We start from the raw sequence: 17,523 nt of genomic DNA, 5'->3' as shown, positions 1-17,523 counted from the left end.
TTTGCCCGCCGTATCCGTGGTTACGATGAGGATGAAGTTAACGAATTTCTGGATCAAGTGATTAAGGATTATGAAAGTGTAATTCGGGAGAATAAAGAACTGCATAATCAATTAATGTCGCTTCAGGAGAGATTGGATCATTTCGTTAATATTGAGGACACACTATCCAAGACCATTATTGTTGCACAGGAAGCAGCAGATGAGCTTAAGAATAATGCGAAGAAGGAAGCTCAGCTTATCGTTAAAGAATCGGAGAAGAATGCGGATCGAATCATTAACGAGGCTCTGAGCAAATCACGTAAGGTTTCACTGGAAGTGGAGGAGCTCAAGAAGCAGGCATCCATCTATCGGACACGCTTCCGGTCATTGGTCGAGGCTCAATTGGAATTATTGAAGCATGATGGCTGGGAGACTCTGGAGAGCCGTGAACCTAGCCTGGAGCCTAAAGAGGTTTATTAAGATTATAGGTGAAGGTCTGGTTGACTTTTTTTCAGAAAAAGTCTATAACTAATAACATATTACGAATTGCATACGTATTCGTTGATGGGAAAAGTACGCTTGAGAACTGCATCCTCAGAGAGTTGGCGCCCTGCTGAAAGCCAATGTTCAGACCTTGCGGAAGATCCTCCCGGAGAAGTGAAGCTGAAAGCACGCCCACGCGTGTGTGTAAGCTGAGCCGTCAGCCGAACGTTATATCGGCTCCATGTCTAGTTAGAAAGCATGGACTTGAGGTGTCGTATCAGTACAGATTCCGGCAGGAACTGAACTGAACGAAATTAGGGTGGTCACGCGAGCCAGGTCTCGTCCCTTTGGGGACGGGGCCTTTTTTATTTGGAAATTTTTAATTGCCAGAGTAGAAAGGAAGATCATTGTGAACAGAGTAGATGTTAAAGAGAAAGCAAGGGCAAGAGAACTTCGTATTTTGAAAAAATGGAATGAAGAAGACACGTTTAAGAAAACGATGCAAAACCGTGAAGGAAAACCGAATTACGTATTTTATGAGGGTCCTCCTACAGCGAACGGAGCCCCGCACATCGGTCACGTACTTGGCCGTGTCATTAAGGACTTTGTTGGCCGTTATCAGACGATGAAGGGCTACCACGTGATCCGTAAAGCTGGCTGGGATACACACGGCCTCCCTGTTGAGCTTGGCGTTGAGAAACAGCTTGGCATCTCCGGCAAGCAGGAAATTGAGAATTACGGCGTAGAAGCGTTTATTAAGAAATGTAAGGCAAGCGTGTTTGAATATGAGCATAAATGGCGTGAGCTGACAGAAGCAATCGCATACTGGACAGATCTCGATCATCCGTACATTACTCTGGAAAATAACTATATCGAGAGTGTGTGGAATATCCTCGCTACAATTCACGACAAAGGCCTGCTCTATCGCGGTCACCGGGTCAGCCCTTACTGCCCTTGCTGCCAAACAACCCTCAGTTCTCATGAGGTTGCTCAAGGTTACGAGGATGTTAAGGATCTGAGTGCTACAGCGAAATTCAAGCTGGATGGCAGCGGAGAATATGTTCTTGCATGGACAACAACACCTTGGACACTTCCGGCACACGTTGCGTTAGCTGTAAATCCGGATATGGAATATGCACGGGTTCAGCAGGAAGATGGAGTATATATCGTAGCAAGTAATCTGGTGGATAAAGTGATGAAGGGTGATCATACCGTTCTGTCTACCCTGAAGGGTTCAGAGCTTGTAGGTCAGACTTATACACCGCCATTTACTTTTGTTAAGCCTGAAAAAGGCAATGTCATCGTGGGTGCTTCATTTGTTACCGATGCCAGCGGTACGGGTATCGTGCATATGGCACCTGCTCATGGTGAAGATGACTACCGCGTCTGCCGTGAGAATGGCATCAGCTTCGTTAGCGTTGTGAATGCACAAGGTCGTTACACGGATGAAGTGACTGATTTTGCGGGTCGTTTTGTCAAGGATTGTGATCTTGATATCGTAAAGGCTCTGTCTGAAAAAGGCCTGCTCTACAGCAAAGAGAAATATGAGCACAGCTATCCGTTCTGCTGGCGTTGTAAATCTCCACTTCTCTATTATGCAATGGAGAGCTGGTTCATTGAGACAACGGCAGTGAAGGATCAACTGATTGCGAACAACAATTCCGTAACATGGTATCCAGGCCATGTGCGTGATGGCCGGTTCGGAAAGTTCCTGGAGGATCTGGTGGACTGGAATATCAGCCGTAACCGTTACTGGGGAACACCGTTGAACGTGTGGGTATGTGAATCTGGAGATCACCAGTTTGCTCCGCACAGTATTGCAGAACTTCGTGCTCATGCAATCGGAGAAGTGCCTGAGGACCTTGAGCTTCATAAACCGTATGTGGATGAAGTGAAAGTGAAATGTCCGCACTGTGGTGGCGTTATGGAGCGCACCTCAGAAGTGATTGACGTATGGTTTGATTCAGGCTCGATGCCTTTTGCACAGTACCATTATCCGTTCAATGAAAACAACCAATTCGAGCAGCAATTCCCGGCTGATATGATCTGCGAAGGAATCGACCAGACCCGCGGCTGGTTCTACAGCCTACTGGCGGTATCGACGCTTTTCACTGGAAAAGCTCCTTATAAAGCGGTTATGGCAACAGGACATATTCTGGATGAAAATGGTCAGAAGATGTCTAAGTCTAAAGGCAATGTCATCGACCCTTGGGAAATCATTAATGAGTATGGAACGGATGCATTCCGCTGGGCTCTTCTTGCCGACAGCGCTCCTTGGAACAGCAAACGTTTCTCTAAAGGAATCGTTGGTGAGGCAAAATCAAAAGTCATCGATACGTTGGTTAACACGCATGCCTTCCTGACACTTTATGCTGGAATCGACGGTTACAATCCTTCTGAGCATGAATATAAGCCATCCGGCAACAAGCTGGACCGCTGGGTTCTATCTCGCCTGAACAGCCTGATCCAGGTTGTGAACAAAGGCCTTGAAGTGAATGATTTCTTAAATACGGCAAAAGCCATCGAGTCCTATGTCGATGAACTGAGTAACTGGTATATCCGCCGGTCGCGCGACCGCTTCTGGGGCAGCGGGCTTGGTGAAGATAAATTGGCTGCTTACGGAACGCTTACACATGTACTTCTCACCTTGTCGAAGCTGATGGCTCCATTTACCCCAATGCTCTCCGAGGATATATTCGTGAACCTTGGCGGAGGAGAAAGCGTGCATCTTGCTGACTTCCCTCAAGCGGATGAGTCCATGATCGATAAGGCACTGGAGCAAAATATGGAGACTGCACGTCAGATCGTTGAGCTTGCGCGTAACGTACGGAATGAGACGGCTATTAAGACACGCCAGCCATTGTCTGAGCTCATCGTTTCGATGGATCGTGAATTTGATCTGGCGGATTATGAAGAGATCATCAAGGATGAGATCAATGTGAAGCAGATTGTTGTTGAAACCAGTGACAGCGGATTTGTAGATTTTACACTCAAACTGAACTTGAAGGTAGCAGGCAAAAAGTATGGCAAGAATGTCGGCTTCCTGCAAGGCTTTCTGAAAGGAATGACCAGCGAGGAAACTCGGGAGGTCGTTCAAAATGCGGGCGTTAATGTGACATCGCCTGAAGGTGAAGAGCTGCAGCTTACTGCCGATGAGCTTCTGATCGAGAAGCAGGCGAAGGAAGGCTTTGCCTCCGCATCCGGCTATGGTTTGACCGTCGCGCTGAACACGGATATTACGCCTGAGCTGGAGCAAGAGGGCTGGGTGCGCGAAGTGGTTCGAGCTGTACAGGATACGCGGAAGAAGCTTGATCTGCCGATCGAGAAGCGCGTTGAACTGACACTGGATACCGATGAGGAGCTTCAGGCTTCCATTACTGCCTTTGACCATGTTCTCCGTGAAAACGTGCTTGTGACGGAGGTTCATTTTGGCCAAAAAGAAGGTATGGAGCAGGTTGAAATCGGCGGTAAAACGATCGGTATTCATATCGTGTAGCTTGCAAGGAGCAGAGCTTTTCTAAATAACATGGATTTATTAAAACCATTGGTTCTGAGGGATTCCTCGGCCAATGGTTTTTTTGTTTAGACCAGTTAACGGGGATGGCGAGCACCCTTTTGATGCATAATAGCAGAAATGTCGATGGAGTGAGTGGATATTCATGGTTAGAAACACAGGACAGGGTGAGTGGGGATAGCAAAGTTTAAAAGGAGCCGAAGCAGCAATGGGGAAACAGACTCGTGAGCAGGAAGAGAAGTTGAAAAATGAATTACAGCAGGTCGAGGAAGAAGAAGTGGATCAACTTAGTAAGATGTATATACTCACTGAGAAGATTGCACTGCAGCTGGAGAAATCCCGTATTACCGATTACACTCAGCTTTTGCACAGGCCTTGGAGGCTGATCTGGCTGAATCTGCTGGCAGGAACGGCAAAAGGGGTTGGAATTGCAATCGGATTTACCTTTTTTGCGGCGACAATCATTTATTTTCTCCAGGCGCTTGGAGCATTGAATCTCCCGATCATTGGAGACTACATTGCAGATATTGTACGTATAGTGCAAAAGCAGCTTGAGTTTAGATAGGGGACTTATAAACATGAAAAGCAGCGGATCAGCCTTGTAAGCTGAGACCGCCGCCTGCCCTGAATATTAAGATGAATCCGTACTTATCTATTCTAATGAGTCATCTTCCGGATCAGCATAAGGATCGAGGAGGAAGCTTCCCTCACCCTTATTCAAATAGTCGTAATATTGGTCACCCCGGACGATGAAGACTTCGGTATTGTCTATATTTGTAGCAACAAAGTTCTCATATATTTCTACAAATCCTCCTTGATCATCATTATCCTCGAAGTCCATCTCATTATAGCTGGATATGTTCGGGTTCTCAGCCATCGCGGGGGAGTTGGAGCTTCCCATGCTTTCGAGAATTTGCAGCGCATCTTCACCATCAAATCCAGAGTACTCATGTTCATCCAGGCTTGATCGCCCAAATGGCGGCATGAGGAACTCTTCTTCAATCGGACGAGTATAGGATAATTCTTCTCGCTGGGTGTCCTCAATGCAGTACATGGTATCAGGTATAGCCTGTAACCGTTCAAAGGGAATAGGCTTTCCGCAGACAACACAAGTACCATACTGACCATTTTTCATTAAGTCCAGGGAGTTCAGCACTCGCTGTAAATGGAGCTCAGTCAAATCCTGCAGACCTAAATCTTTCTCCCGCTCATATAACTCGGTTGCCAGATCGGCAGGATGATTATCAATATGTGACAGCTCGCCGGTGGTGTCTCGCTCTGATATACTAAGCCCGTGGTTATCATTTTTATTAAGACGCTCCAGTTCGGCCTTTCGTTCCAGCAGCATGGTGTGCAGCTGATTCAATTGAGATTCGGTTAAGTGTGACATGTACAGCTCCTTTCAGGTCCTGTTGCAGACCACTTCATCCTATATATAGAATGCACCCAGATGACGTTTTTAGTGACGGAAAATGTTCTCCTTATTGGTCGGGAATGGACGTTTTCAAATCTGCTGTGCTACAATAAGACGAACTCCAATTGAATGGTGGAGTGGTTCTTTTCGCATTAGACAAGATCGGAGTGACAAGTTACTGTGGCTTATTATTTAATTGCGTTAGTTGTATTCCTCGTCGATCAGGGAAGTAAATATTTGATCGCAACCCGGCTTGAATTAGCTGAGCAGATTCCTGTAATCGGAGATTTTTTCCTGATCACGTCAAGCCGTAATCGAGGCGCGGCATTTGGTATTCTCCAAGACCAGCTCTGGTTTTTCATTGTTGTAACACTTCTCGTTGTTATTGGAATTATATGGTATATGAGAAAAGTGACAGCAGAAGGCCACAAGCTGCTGCCCGTAGCGCTTTCCCTTGTTTTGGGTGGTGCATTAGGGAATTTTATTGATCGCATTGTAATGGGTGAAGTTGTTGACTTTCTCCAGTTTAATTTCGGAACTTACACCTTCCCAATCTTTAACATCGCTGATTCCTGTATTGTCATCGGTGTGGGATTGATCATTCTGGACACCATACTGGATGGGAAGCGCGAGCAAGCACGTTCGGGGTTAGAGAGCTCCAGAAAGGAAGGGAATGAATAATTTTGCACGATGGAACAAGACCAGGTGATGAACAGAAAAATGCTGACAGCTTGGAAGTACATGCAGATATGAGTAACTATGATTGGACCGTTGAGTCCGAAGATGCTAAAACAAGGATAGATAAATATATTGCCGAGGCGCTGGGGGAAGAGGCGTCCCGGTCACAGGTACAGCTGTGGATTGCTGACGGTCATGTTAAGGTAAATGACTCCCATGTGAAGTCGAATTATAAGCTGAGTCAGGGTGATCGGATTTCGCTTGTTATTCCTGCAGCAGAACCGGTCGAAATTATACCGGAGGATATTCCTCTTGAAATTGCATATGAAGACAGTGACTTGATCGTTGTGAACAAGCCGAGAGGTATGGTTGTCCATCCCGCTCCCGGTCATCCGTCGGGTACCCTGGTTAATGCGCTCATGTATCATTGCAAGGATCTGTCCGGGATTAACGGCGAGCTTCGTCCTGGCATTGTCCATCGGATCGATAAGGATACATCAGGATTGATCATGGCGGCCAAGAACGATAAAGCACATGCCTCATTAGCTGCACAGTTGAAGGATCACAGTGTAACCCGGCGTTACTATGCAGTGGTTCACGGAAATATCAGTCATGATCAAGGGACGATTGATGCGCCTATAGGAAGAGACCCTCATGATCGGAAGCTGTATATGGTGACCGACCGTAACAGTAAGCATGCTGTAACACACTTTACGGTTGTTGAGCGTTTTGGGGACTACAGCTTGCTCGAATTAAAACTGGAGACGGGACGCACACATCAGATTCGGGTACACATGAAGTATATCGGCCATCCACTGGTTGGGGATCCTGTATATGGCAAGAGCAAGGGATTAAAGATGAACGGACAGGCACTCCATGCGGCTGTCCTGGGATTCATCCACCCTCAGACGAATGAATATTTGGAGTTTTCGGCACCTTTGCCGGATGACATGGAGGAACTGCTAGCGGTGCTTCGAAGCCGCTAGCGGTTTTTTTATGGATTCGTTGCTGAAATAATACAAATCATTTGCTATATCATACATGGCTCATCCTGCATTTTTACGGCATATTTAACTATATCAATAGATGCGGGAACAGGAGATGAGTACAAATGTCAAATATAGAACAATATCAAGATACGTATATCCAGCAGAGTTTTGCAGACCGAATTGGCGGGGCTAATTATGGGAAGGACACTGCCATTTATAAATTTGAGAAGATTAAGAGAGCTAAAGCAGCAGCGAAAAGGGAGTTCCCGAACATAGAGTTAATTGATATGGGGGTTGGTGAGCCCGATGAGATGGCTGATGCCGGCATAGTAAGAATGCTTGCAGAAGAAGCTGCGAAGCCTGAGAACCGCGGTTATGCCGACAATGGAATTCCTGAGTTCAAACAGGCTGCTGCAGCCTACTTGAAAGAGGTATTCCATGTGAACGGGCTAGATGCTGAAACAGAAGTCATTCATTCTATAGGCTCGAAGCCTGCGCTTGCCATGCTCCCGTCCTGCTTCATTAACCCGGGTGATGTGACGATTATGACTGTGCCGGGTTATCCGGTTCTTGGTACGCATACGAAATATCTTGGCGGTGAGGTGTATACAGTCGAGCTTAAGAAGGAGAACGCCTTCTTGCCAGATCTGGATGCAATTCCTGATGAAATCGCCGGGCGGGCCAAACTTCTGTATCTGAATTATCCGAACAATCCAACTGGAGCTAGTGCTACGTCTGAATTTTTTGAAAAAGTAGTAGTGTGGGCGCGTAAACATAATGTCGTTGTGGTCCATGATGCGCCGTATGCCGCATTGACTTTTGATGGAGTAAAGCCGCTTAGCTTTTTATCCGTCCCAGGAGCCAAGGATGTGGGGGTCGAGCTGCATTCCCTATCCAAATCTTACAATATGACTGGCTGGCGCATAGGTTTTATGGCTGGCAATCCGCTTGTCATCAAGGCATTTGGTGATGTAAAGGATAACAACGACTCTGGTCAATTTATTGCTATTCAAAAAGCAGCAGCTTACGGACTTAAGAATCCTGAGATTACCGAAAGAATCGCAGCGAAATACTCCCGCCGTCACGATATGCTGGTAAACGTATTGAATGAGCTTGGATTCACTGCTGAGAAGCCTAAAGGCTCCTTTTTCCTCTATGTGGGGGCACCGAAAGGCATTAAGGGGGGGCGCCGGTTCGTTTCTGGTGAGGATTTTTCCCAGTACCTGATTCGGGAGAAGCTAATCTCGACAGTTCCTTGGGATGATGCAGGATCGTTTATTCGATTCTCAGTCACGTTTCTGGCTGACGGGGAAAAGGAAGAGAAGCGCGTGATAGCAGAAATCAGGAATAGACTCCGGAATGTCGAATTTGAATTCTCTTGATTTGTCGACTGTTCTTGTTGACAACAATTATAAGGTCTGTCATAATCAAATCAATCGAATAGCACCTTTAAATCAGTCCCGTGAGGCTGGCAAGGTAACGTGAACCGAAGTTCATGAATGGAAGCAACATTTCGTCTGCGGATGGAATCGGTATGCTTTCAACACTATCTCTTTGTGTGTATAGAGATCAACTCCTTGCCTGCGCGGCAAGGAGTTTTTTTGTGTCAACACACAAGATTGATGAAAGAGGGCTATATTCTTAAGGAGGGTATCATGATGAGCAGTGAACAGCGTGTGATCATGGATGAAACGGCAATCCGGCGGGCTTTGACAAGAATCGCTCATGAAATACTAGAGAAGAACAAAGGTATAGATGACTGTGTTCTGGTCGGCATTCGTACACGGGGAGTGTTTCTGGCACAGCGGATCGCTGAACGAATCCAAGAGATCGAAGGCAGGCCTATTCCATACGGTGAAATTGATGTGACCTCATACCGGGATGATCGGGAAGGGAAAGCAAGCTTAGTATCTGAGCAAACGAGACTTACTCCGGAGGACCTGAATGTCCATGAGAAAAAAGTAATCCTGTTCGATGATGTACTCTATACCGGTCGTACGATTCGTGCTGCACTGGACGCGCTTATGGATTGCGGACGGCCGCGTATGATTCAGCTGGCTGTGCTTGCAGACCGCGGCCATCGTGAACTGCCGATACGACCGGATTATATCGGCAAGAACGTACCGACCTCGAAGTTCGAAGAGATTACAGTAGCGCTTTCGGAAATCGACGGTAAGGATGAAGTAACGATCTCGCAGGGAGAGGAACGATAAATATGACAACAGCAACTTCAATTAAAGAGCGAAGCCTGCTGGGACTTAAAGACCTCGGGCGGGATGAGATTGAATCGATATTAAACAGAGCGGCTTATTGGGAGGCATATCCGGACAAGGTGATTCCGGTTCTCAATCAGAAATTCGCGGTAAATATGTTTTTTGAAAACAGCACAAGAACGCGCTTCTCTTTCGAAATGGCAGAGAAACGTCTTGGGGCCGAAGTGATGAACTTTACCGCAGCGGCTTCCAGTGTAGAGAAAGGAGAGTCCATTTACGATACCGTTCGGACCCTGGAATCGATGGGGGTAGACGCAGGTGTCATTCGTCTAAAGCCGGCTGGGGTTCTGCAAGAGCTCGCAAATCGGGTGTCCATTCCGCTCGTTAATGCGGGAGACGGCAATAATGAGCATCCGACTCAGGCGCTTCTGGATCTCTACACGATGCGAAAGCACTTCGGTGAGTTAAGAGGCTTAACGGTTTCAATTATCGGGGACATCAAGCATAGCCGTGTTGCCAGATCGGACCTTTGGTCACTGCAAAAATTCGGAGCTAGGGTTCAGTTCTGTGCCCCCCCTTCGATGCAGGCGCCTGAACTAGCCCAGTATGCTCCTTATGTAAGCATGGAACAAGCACTGAAAGCAGACGTGGTTATGATGCTGCGGGTACAGCTGGAGCGTCATAACGAAGGGCTATTCAAATCTTCGGCTGAATATCGCGAGCAGTATGGATTGACAGAGGAAAGAGCAGCCAAGCTGTCGGGTCATACCATTATCATGCACCCAGCCCCTGTGAATCGAAATGTGGAGATTGACGATGCTCTGGTTGAATGTCCAAGATCGATGATATTCAAGCAAATGGCTAATGGAGTGCCTATTCGGATGGCAGTAATGGAACGGGCTATGAAGGGTTAACCAAACATCGAATGAATAAGAATAAGCTGAATTTATTAATAAATATACACAAAACTGAATTAATATTATACAATATACAAGAAGCGAGGTTTGCTTCTGCAGCGGAGGGATCACGACGTGCTACAAATCATTAAAAATGCCAATGTAATTAATGAAAAAGGACAACTGGAACGGAAGACGATTATCATCGATAACGGAGTCATTCAATCCGTGATGGATGTGAATCATGAAATACCAGAGCATGAGGGCAGCGTGATTGATGCAGAAGGGAAACTTATCACACCAGGATTCATTGATATGCACGTACATCTGAGAGAGCCAGGGTTTGAGCATAAGGAAACGATCGAGAGCGGCAGCCGATCAGCGGTTAAGGGCGGGTTCAGTACGATCGCCTGCATGCCAAACACGAAGCCTGTCATGGATAATCCGGACACAGTCGCTCTTGTACTGGAGAAAGCACGTCAGGCAGACATGGCAAAGGTGCTCCCTTATGCAGCGATCACGAAGAATGAGCTCGGACGGGAGTTAACGGATTTTGAAGCGCTGAAAGCGGCAGGAGCCATTGGCTTCACGGATGACGGTGTCGGTGTACAGAACGCGCAGATGATGAAGGATGCTATGAAAAAGGCAGCTTCGATGGGAATGCCGGTTATCGCTCACTGTGAGGATGACTCCTTGGTTAAGGGAGCTTGTGTGACGGAGGGGAAATTCGCTGAGAAGCATGGTTTGAAGGGGATTCCGAATGAATCGGAAGCGATCCATGTCGGACGTGACATTTTGCTGACAGAAGCGACTGGTGTTCACTATCATGTATGCCATGTAAGCACGGAGCAATCGGTAAGACTTATTCGTCAAGCTAAAGCCATCGGAATTTCAGTAACAGCTGAGGTATGCCCGCATCACCTGGTGCTTTCAGATGAGGATATACCTGGGCTGGATGCCAACTGGAAGATGAACCCGCCGCTTCGCTCTCCACGTGATGTGGAAGCCTGCATTGAGGGCTTGCTGGACGGAACGCTTGATATGATCGTGACAGACCATGCGCCGCACAGCGAGGAAGAGAAGGCCAGAGGAATGGAGCTTGCCCCATTCGGAATTGTTGGCTTTGAGACTGCCTTCCCGCTTCTTTATACCAAATTTGTCGCTACAGGAAAATGGGATCTTTCGATGCTCGTAAAGCGAATGACCAGTGATCCTGCAAGAGTATTCGGACTGGACAGCGGGGTGCTGAAAGCAGGGGCGCCGGCTGATCTGACGATGATTGATCTGGAGAGCGAGAAGGAAGTAAAGCCGGAAACCTTCGCAACGAAAGGACGCAACACTCCTTTTGCAGGCTGGAAGCTGAAAGGCTGGCCGGTAATGACATGGGTAGATGGTGAGATCAAATGGTCGCAAACGAACGGGTTCGCATAATTATACTAGTAATGAATAAGAGAAAATCCAATAAAGACATATAGATGATTGGAGTGAATGAAATGCAGGCACAAGCAAGATTGTTGCTGGAGGACGGCACATTGTTCAGCGGAAAAGCTTTTGGTGCGGATGCTGAAATGACCGGAGAGGTTGTTTTTAACACAGGAATTACAGGATATCAAGAGGTATTGTCTGACCCATCATACTGCGGGCAAATCGTCACGATGACCTACCCGTTGATCGGAAACTACGGAATTACACGCGACGACTTTGAATCGATCAGACCGTTTGTTAACGGCTTCGTTGTTCGCCGTCATGAGCCAGTGCCAAGCAATTGGCGGGCAGAATACAGTGTAGACACCCTGCTGAAAGAATACGGCATACCAGGCATCAGCGAAATCGATACCCGGATGCTAACACGGATCATCCGCCACCATGGTACGATGAGAGGTGTACTCACAACATCATCCAAGCCGGTGGAAGAATTGATGGAAATGCTGAATGCCACTTCGATTTCTCAGCTCCGCAATCAGGTTGCACGTACCTCCACTCCGCAAATGTTCACAAGCCCTGGGCAAAAGGAACGCATTGTGCTTGTAGATTTTGGCGCGAAGAGCGGAATTCTGAAGGAGCTGACATCCCGCGGCTGTGATGTCATCGTTGTTCCTCATGATACAACAGCAGATGAAATTCGCCGCCTGCGCCCTGACGGTATCCAGCTGTCGAACGGCCCTGGAGACCCGAAAGATGTTCCTTATGCAGTTGATATGATTAAGGAATTGCTTGGCGAGTTCCCAATCTTCGGTATCTGCCTGGGTCACCAGTTGTTCGCACTTGCGTCCGGCGCAGATACGGAAAAGCTCAAGTTCGGACACCGCGGAGGAAACCACCCGGTAAAGGATTTGTCCAGCGGACGCTGCTTTATCACTTCCCAGAACCACGGCTATACTGTGAATGAGGATTCGATCCAAGGAACAGAGCTTGAAATTACACATATTAACAACAATGATAAAACGATTGAGGGATTAAAACATAAGAAATATCCGGCATTCTCTGTACAGTACCATCCAGAGGCTGCCCCTGGTCCGCATGACAGCAGCTATCTGTTCGATGAATTCCTTGAGATGATCGCCAAGCATAAGAATAATGGAACGCGGAAACCACGCCAGGCGGTTCTGGCTGCAGCTGTGAAAGGAGCTCTCTAATATGCCTAAAAATGAACAGTTGAAAAAAATTCTCGTCATCGGATCGGGGCCGATTGTAATCGGTCAGGCAGCTGAATTTGATTACGCCGGTACGCAAGCTTGCCAGGCTTTGAAGGAAGAAGGAATTGAAGTTGTACTGATCAATAGCAACCCGGCTACGATCATGACGGATACGAACATGGCTGACAAGGTTTATATTGAACCGATTACCCTTGATTTCGTAACTCAGATCATCCGTCAGGAACGCCCTGACGGTCTGCTCCCTACACTTGGTGGCCAGACAGGTCTCAATATGGCTGTTGAACTGGCGCGAGCGGGTATCCTGGAGCAGGAGAACGTCAAATTGCTCGGTACACAGCTGGATTCCATTGAAAAGGCGGAAGACCGCGATTTGTTCCGTGAGCTTATGCGTGAACTGGAGCAGCCGGTTCCTGAGAGCACCATTGTAACAACACTTAAAGAAGCGCTTGATTTTGCTGATGAAATTGGATATCCGCTGATCGTCCGCCCTGCTTATACGCTGGGAGGAACAGGTGGAGGCATCTGTGCGAACGAAGAGGAACTTCGCGAAACGGTTACTTCCGGAATTCGCTATAGCCCTATTAATCAGTGCTTGATTGAGAAGAGTATCGCAGGCATGAAGGAAGTAGAATACGAAGTTATGCGCGATGCTAACGACAACTGTATAGTTGTCTGCAACATGGAGAACTTTGATCCGGTTGGGGTACACACAGGTGACAGTATCGTTGTGGCACCAAGCCAGACGCTTTCTGACCGTGAATATCAGATGCTTAGATCGGCATCCCTGAAAATTATTCGTGCCCTTAATATCGAAGGCGGATGTAACGTACAATTTGCACTCGATCCGAACAGCTACCAATACTACGTTATCGAAGTAAATCCACGTGTAAGCCGCTCCTCTGCACTGGCTTCCAAAGCGACAGGATATCCGATTGCTAAGATGGCAGCAAAAATCGCGATGGGCTACACACTCGATGAAATCGTTAACCCGGTTACAGGCCAAACCTATGCATGCTTCGAGCCGACACTGGATTACATTGTCAGCAAAATCCCGCGCTGGCCGTTTGACAAGTTCACATCGGCTAACCGTAAGCTTGGTACACAGATGAAGGCGACCGGCGAAGTGATGGCCATTGGCCGTACTTTCGAAGAGTCAATTCATAAAGCAGTGCGCTCGCTTGAGATCGGTGTACACCGGCTTTATCTGGAGGGTGTGGATGAGCTTAGCGAGGAAGTGCTGAACCAGCGCCTGGTTAAAGCGGACGATGAGCGTTTGTTCCTGATTGCTGAAGCTTTCCGCAGAGGTTACAGCCTGCAGCAGATCCAGGACCTCACCCAGATCGATTGGTGGTTCCTCGATAAAATTGAAGGACTCATCAACTACGAGGAACATATTCGCAGCGAAGCTGCACTATCATATGAAACATTATATCAAGCGAAGCGTCTTGGCTTCACAGACCGTGCTATTGCCGAGCTTCGTGCTGAAGGTAAAGCAGCAACACACACAACAGAAGAATCCATCCGGTTCCTCCGTCATGAACATGGCCTGCGTCCGGTATATAAAATGGTTGACACATGCGCGGCTGAGTTTGAATCAGCTACGCCATATTACTACTCAACCTACGAGACAGAGAATGAAGTCATGGAAACAGCAAAAGAGAAAATTATCGTGCTCGGCTCCGGCCCGATACGGATCGGTCAAGGTATTGAATTTGATTACTCTACTGTGCATGCCGTATGGGCTATTCAGAAAGCAGGCTACGAAGCAGTTATTATCAACAATAACCCAGAAACCGTATCTACCGACTTCAACACTTCGGACCGCCTGTACTTCGAGCCTCTCTTCTTCGAAGATGTTATGCATGTGATTGAACAAGAGAAACCGGTTGGGGTTATCGTCCAGTTCGGTGGACAAACCGCAATCAACCTGGCAGCTCCACTGAAAAAAGCAGGAGTAAATATTCTTGGAACAAGCCTAGACAGCATTGATGAAGCTGAGGACCGGAAGAGATTCGAAGCGCTTCTATCCAGATTGAATATCGCCCAGCCGAAAGGCAAAACCGTAACAACAGTGGATGAGGCTGTAGGCACAGCTCAAATGCTCGGTTATCCGGTTCTGGTCAGACCGTCATATGTACTTGGCGGCCGCGCGATGGAAATTGTCTACTCAGACAGCGAATTGCTGAGCTACATGGAGCAGGCTGTGAAGATCAATCCGGAGCATCCGGTTCTTATCGACCGTTACATGCTCGGCAAGGAAGTAGAGGTGGATGCCATCTGTGACGGTGAAACAGTCCTCATTCCAGGTATCATGGAGCATGTTGAGCGTGCGGGAGTTCACTCGGGAGACTCGATCGCTGTGTATCCACCGCAGTACCTTACAGATGAACTAAAGGTGAAGATAACAGATATCACAATTAACATTGCCAAAGAACTGAAAACCTACGGTCTGGTTAACATCCAGTTTATTATCTACAAAAATGAAGTGTACGTCATCGAAGTTAACCCGCGTTCCTCCCGGACGGTTCCGTTCTTGAGTAAAGTAACAGGGATTCCTATGGCAAACCTGGCTACTCAGGCGATTTTGGGTACGAAGCTGAAGGATCTTGGATATGAGGAAGGCATGTGGCCGGAAAGCGAACATGTGTCGGTTAAAGTTCCGGTATTCTCCTTCGCCAAGCTTCGCCGTGTTGAACCAACACTTGGTCCTGAGATGAAATCTACAGGTGAAGTGATGGGACGCGATGTGAAATATGCTAAGGCTCTGTATAAAGGCCTGATCGGTGCCGGCATGAAGATTCCTTCAACAGGAGCCATCATTGCTACGATAGCGGATAAGGATAAAGCAGAGGCTGCATCGCTTCTGAAAGGCTTCCACAAGCTTGGATACAAGATTATTGCTACAGGCGGTACAGCAGCCGTGCTTAAAGAGGCGGGACTTGATGTAACCACAGTGAATAAGCTGTCTGAAGGTACGCCGAACATTTTGGACATGATCCGTACCGGAGAAGCGAATTTTGTCTTCAATACACTCACTAAAGGCAAGACACCTGAACGTGACGGATTCCGTATCCGCCGGGAAGCAGTAGAGAACGGTGTTGTCTGCATGACCTCTCTTGATACAGTGCGTGAGCTTCTCACCATGCTGGAGACGATTAACTTCTCCTCTGAAGCAATGCCTGTATAAAGTTTGAATAATGGAGGGGTACGATGAACGCCGATTATAAAAAAATGGCGGGCCGCCTGATGGTGGCCCTGGATTACCCGGATGCCGAGCAGGCATCCGAGCTGGTCCGCAAGCTGGAGGGCATCCCTTGCTACCTGAAGGTGGGAATGCAGCTCTTTTACACAGCAGGGCCAGATTTTGTGAAAAGCCTGAAGGACAAAGGTTATTCGGTCTTTCTGGATGTGAAAATGCATGATATTCCGAATACAGTAAAAGGTGGCTCTCATAGTGTGACACGGCTCGGTGTGGACATGTTTAATGTCCATGCTGCCGGCGGTGTCAGCATGATGCAGGCTGCAAAAGACGGGGCGGAGACCGCAGTTGCGGAAACTCCGGGTCTTGTCATGCCTACGATCATTGCTGTAACACAGCTGACGAGCACAAGCCAAGCCGTAATGAATAATGAAATCGGAATTGACGGTTCAATCGAAGCATCCGTTGTTCATTATGCGAAGCTGGCCAAGGCAGCAGGGCTTCACGGAGTTGTCGCTTCTTCTCTGGAGGTCGAAGCAATCTCCAGTGCTTGCGGACCTGATTTCAAAACCGTAACTCCGGGTATTCGGCCGTCTGGAGCCGGAATGGGAGACCAAACCCGGGTGCTGACTCCAGGACAAGCGATATTGCGGGGAAGCCATTACCTTGTTGTTGGCCGTCCGATCACGGCGTCGAAGGATCCAAGAACGGCTGCAGAACAGATTATAGAGGAGATGATTCGAGCATGAGTACAACCAATCAAATTCCACAGCAAATCGCATCTTATTTGTTAAAAATCGAAGCGGTAGCCCTGCGTCCGCACCAGCCATTCACCTGGACATCCGGAATTAAATCTCCAATCTATTGTGATAACCGTCTGACGATGTCTTATCCTGAGGTTCGTGAATATATTGCCGAGTCGTTCGCAGCGATCATTCGTGAGCAATATCCGGAGGTTGAGGTAATTGCGGGTACTGCTACAGCAGGTATTCCACACGCTGCTTGGGCAGCTCAAAAGATGAACCTTCCGATGGCTTATATTCGCGATAAAGCGAAAGGCCATGGCAAGGAGAATATGATTGAAGGTCATATTAAACCAGGTCAGAAGGTTATTGTGATTGAGGACCTGATCTCAACCGGAGGCAGCTCGCTGAAAGCGGCTCAAGCAGTACAAGCTGCCGGGGCGGAAGTGCTGGCCGTGCTTGCGATATTCAGTTATCAATTGGACAAAGCCGTACAAGCCTTCTCGGAAGCGAATATCCCTCTGCAAAGCTTGTCTAACTATACCGCTCTGACAGAAGTCGCTGTTAGAGAGGGACGGATTCAAGAGGCTGATCTTACGCTTCTCCAGTCTTTTAGAGCCAACCCTGCTGCTTATGGAGAGGCTTTAAACTAACAAGAAACACATAAGGCTGCTGCCTGTCATCAAATGACGGGAAGCGGCCTTTTTTTTATGGGAAAGTAATAATTATACTATAAATATTTAAAAGTAAATAAATTC

General features: G+C 47.6%; 14 protein-coding genes. 13 read left to right on the top strand and 1 reads right to left on the bottom strand.

Features of this window, described 5'->3' with window-relative positions:
• The 3 genes from BN1234_RS20300 to BN1234_RS20290 form a co-directional block, all read left to right on the top strand.
• A partial coding sequence (locus tag BN1234_RS20300; RefSeq protein ID WP_082423302.1) for a DivIVA domain-containing protein occupies nt 1-459 on the top strand: 459 nt, incomplete at its 5' end.
• 412 nt (nt 460-871) lie between these two features.
• Complete coding sequence (ileS, locus tag BN1234_RS20295) at nt 872-3,958, top strand: isoleucine--tRNA ligase (RefSeq protein ID WP_054958454.1); 3,087 nt, start codon at nt 872-874, stop codon at nt 3,956-3,958.
• Between the two features lie 226 nt (nt 3,959-4,184).
• Nucleotides 4,185-4,541, top strand: coding sequence for a DUF5665 domain-containing protein (locus tag BN1234_RS20290; protein ID WP_054958453.1), 357 nt, complete (start codon nt 4,185-4,187; stop codon nt 4,539-4,541).
• Between the two features lie 87 nt (nt 4,542-4,628).
• Here the strand turns inward: BN1234_RS20290 and BN1234_RS20285 are convergent, their stop codons facing one another.
• Nucleotides 4,629-5,366 carry a TraR/DksA C4-type zinc finger protein gene (locus tag BN1234_RS20285; protein WP_054958452.1) on the bottom strand — a complete coding sequence of 246 codons (738 nt, stop codon included), beginning with the start codon at nt 5,364-5,366 and terminating at the stop codon, nt 4,629-4,631.
• Nucleotides 5,367-5,570: 204 nt separating this feature from the next.
• Between BN1234_RS20285 and lspA the strand changes: the two genes are divergently transcribed.
• The 10 genes from lspA (at nt 5,571) to pyrE (ending at nt 17,418) form a co-directional block, all read left to right on the top strand.
• On the top strand, nt 5,571-6,071 hold the full coding sequence (gene lspA, locus BN1234_RS20280) for a signal peptidase II (RefSeq protein WP_054958451.1): 501 nt from the start codon (nt 5,571-5,573) through the stop codon (nt 6,069-6,071).
• Nucleotides 6,072-6,139: 68 nt separating this feature from the next.
• Nucleotides 6,140-7,054 carry an RluA family pseudouridine synthase gene (locus BN1234_RS20275; RefSeq protein ID WP_054958458.1) on the top strand — a complete coding sequence of 305 codons (915 nt, stop codon included), beginning with the start codon at nt 6,140-6,142 and terminating at the stop codon, nt 7,052-7,054.
• Nucleotides 7,055-7,179: 125 nt separating this feature from the next.
• Nucleotides 7,180-8,439, top strand: coding sequence for an LL-diaminopimelate aminotransferase (locus BN1234_RS20270; RefSeq protein WP_054958450.1), 1,260 nt, complete (start codon nt 7,180-7,182; stop codon nt 8,437-8,439).
• Nucleotides 8,440-8,715: 276 nt separating this feature from the next.
• Nucleotides 8,716-9,270, top strand: a complete 555-nt coding sequence (pyrR, locus tag BN1234_RS20265) for a bifunctional pyr operon transcriptional regulator/uracil phosphoribosyltransferase PyrR (protein ID WP_054958449.1) — start codon at nt 8,716-8,718, stop codon at nt 9,268-9,270.
• A gap of 2 nt (nt 9,271-9,272) precedes the next feature.
• Complete coding sequence (locus BN1234_RS20260) at nt 9,273-10,184, top strand: aspartate carbamoyltransferase catalytic subunit (protein ID WP_054958448.1); 912 nt, start codon at nt 9,273-9,275, stop codon at nt 10,182-10,184.
• A 117-nt stretch (nt 10,185-10,301) separates the two neighbouring features.
• Complete coding sequence (gene pyrC / locus BN1234_RS20255; protein WP_054958447.1) at nt 10,302-11,597, top strand: dihydroorotase; 1,296 nt, start codon at nt 10,302-10,304, stop codon at nt 11,595-11,597.
• 62 nt (nt 11,598-11,659) lie between these two features.
• Nucleotides 11,660-12,802, top strand: coding sequence for a carbamoyl phosphate synthase small subunit (locus tag BN1234_RS20250; RefSeq protein WP_054958446.1), 1,143 nt, complete (start codon nt 11,660-11,662; stop codon nt 12,800-12,802).
• A gap of 1 nt (nt 12,803) precedes the next feature.
• Nucleotides 12,804-16,010, top strand: a complete 3,207-nt coding sequence (carB, locus tag BN1234_RS20245; protein WP_054958445.1) for a carbamoyl-phosphate synthase large subunit — start codon at nt 12,804-12,806, stop codon at nt 16,008-16,010.
• A 23-nt stretch (nt 16,011-16,033) separates the two neighbouring features.
• Nucleotides 16,034-16,771 (top strand): orotidine-5'-phosphate decarboxylase, encoded by a 738-nt coding sequence (gene pyrF, locus BN1234_RS20240; RefSeq protein ID WP_054958444.1) that lies wholly within the window; start codon nt 16,034-16,036, stop codon nt 16,769-16,771.
• A complete protein-coding gene (gene pyrE, locus BN1234_RS20235; RefSeq protein WP_054958443.1) occupies nt 16,768-17,418 on the top strand; it encodes an orotate phosphoribosyltransferase in 651 nt (216 codons plus the stop codon). The genes pyrF and pyrE overlap by 4 nt, the downstream gene beginning before the upstream one ends.
• The last annotated feature ends 105 nt before the right edge of the window (nt 17,419-17,523 follow it).

Origin of the sequence: Paenibacillus dakarensis, assembly GCF_001373415.1 — a bacterium.
Classification (GTDB): Bacteria; Bacillota; Bacilli; order Paenibacillales; family Paenibacillaceae; genus Paenibacillus_AQ; species Paenibacillus_AQ dakarensis.
This window is presented reverse-complemented; position numbering and strand designations above follow the sequence as displayed.

Coding starts and splice junctions, on each gene's coding strand:
- BN1234_RS20290 (WP_054958453.1), top strand. CDS start 4,185: ATGGGGAAACAGACTCGTGAGCAGGAAGAGAAGTTGAAAAATGAATTA.
- BN1234_RS20285 (WP_054958452.1), bottom strand. CDS start 5,366: ATGTCACACTTAACCGAATCTCAATTGAATCAGCTGCACACCATGCTG.
- BN1234_RS20275 (WP_054958458.1), top strand. CDS start 6,140: ATGAGTAACTATGATTGGACCGTTGAGTCCGAAGATGCTAAAACAAGG.
- BN1234_RS20270 (WP_054958450.1), top strand. CDS start 7,180: ATGTCAAATATAGAACAATATCAAGATACGTATATCCAGCAGAGTTTT.
- pyrR (WP_054958449.1), top strand. CDS start 8,716: ATGAGCAGTGAACAGCGTGTGATCATGGATGAAACGGCAATCCGGCGG.
- BN1234_RS20260 (WP_054958448.1), top strand. CDS start 9,273: ATGACAACAGCAACTTCAATTAAAGAGCGAAGCCTGCTGGGACTTAAA.
- BN1234_RS20250 (WP_054958446.1), top strand. CDS start 11,660: ATGCAGGCACAAGCAAGATTGTTGCTGGAGGACGGCACATTGTTCAGC.
- carB (WP_054958445.1), top strand. CDS start 12,804: ATGCCTAAAAATGAACAGTTGAAAAAAATTCTCGTCATCGGATCGGGG.
- pyrF (WP_054958444.1), top strand. CDS start 16,034: ATGAACGCCGATTATAAAAAAATGGCGGGCCGCCTGATGGTGGCCCTG.
- pyrE (WP_054958443.1), top strand. CDS start 16,768: ATGAGTACAACCAATCAAATTCCACAGCAAATCGCATCTTATTTGTTA.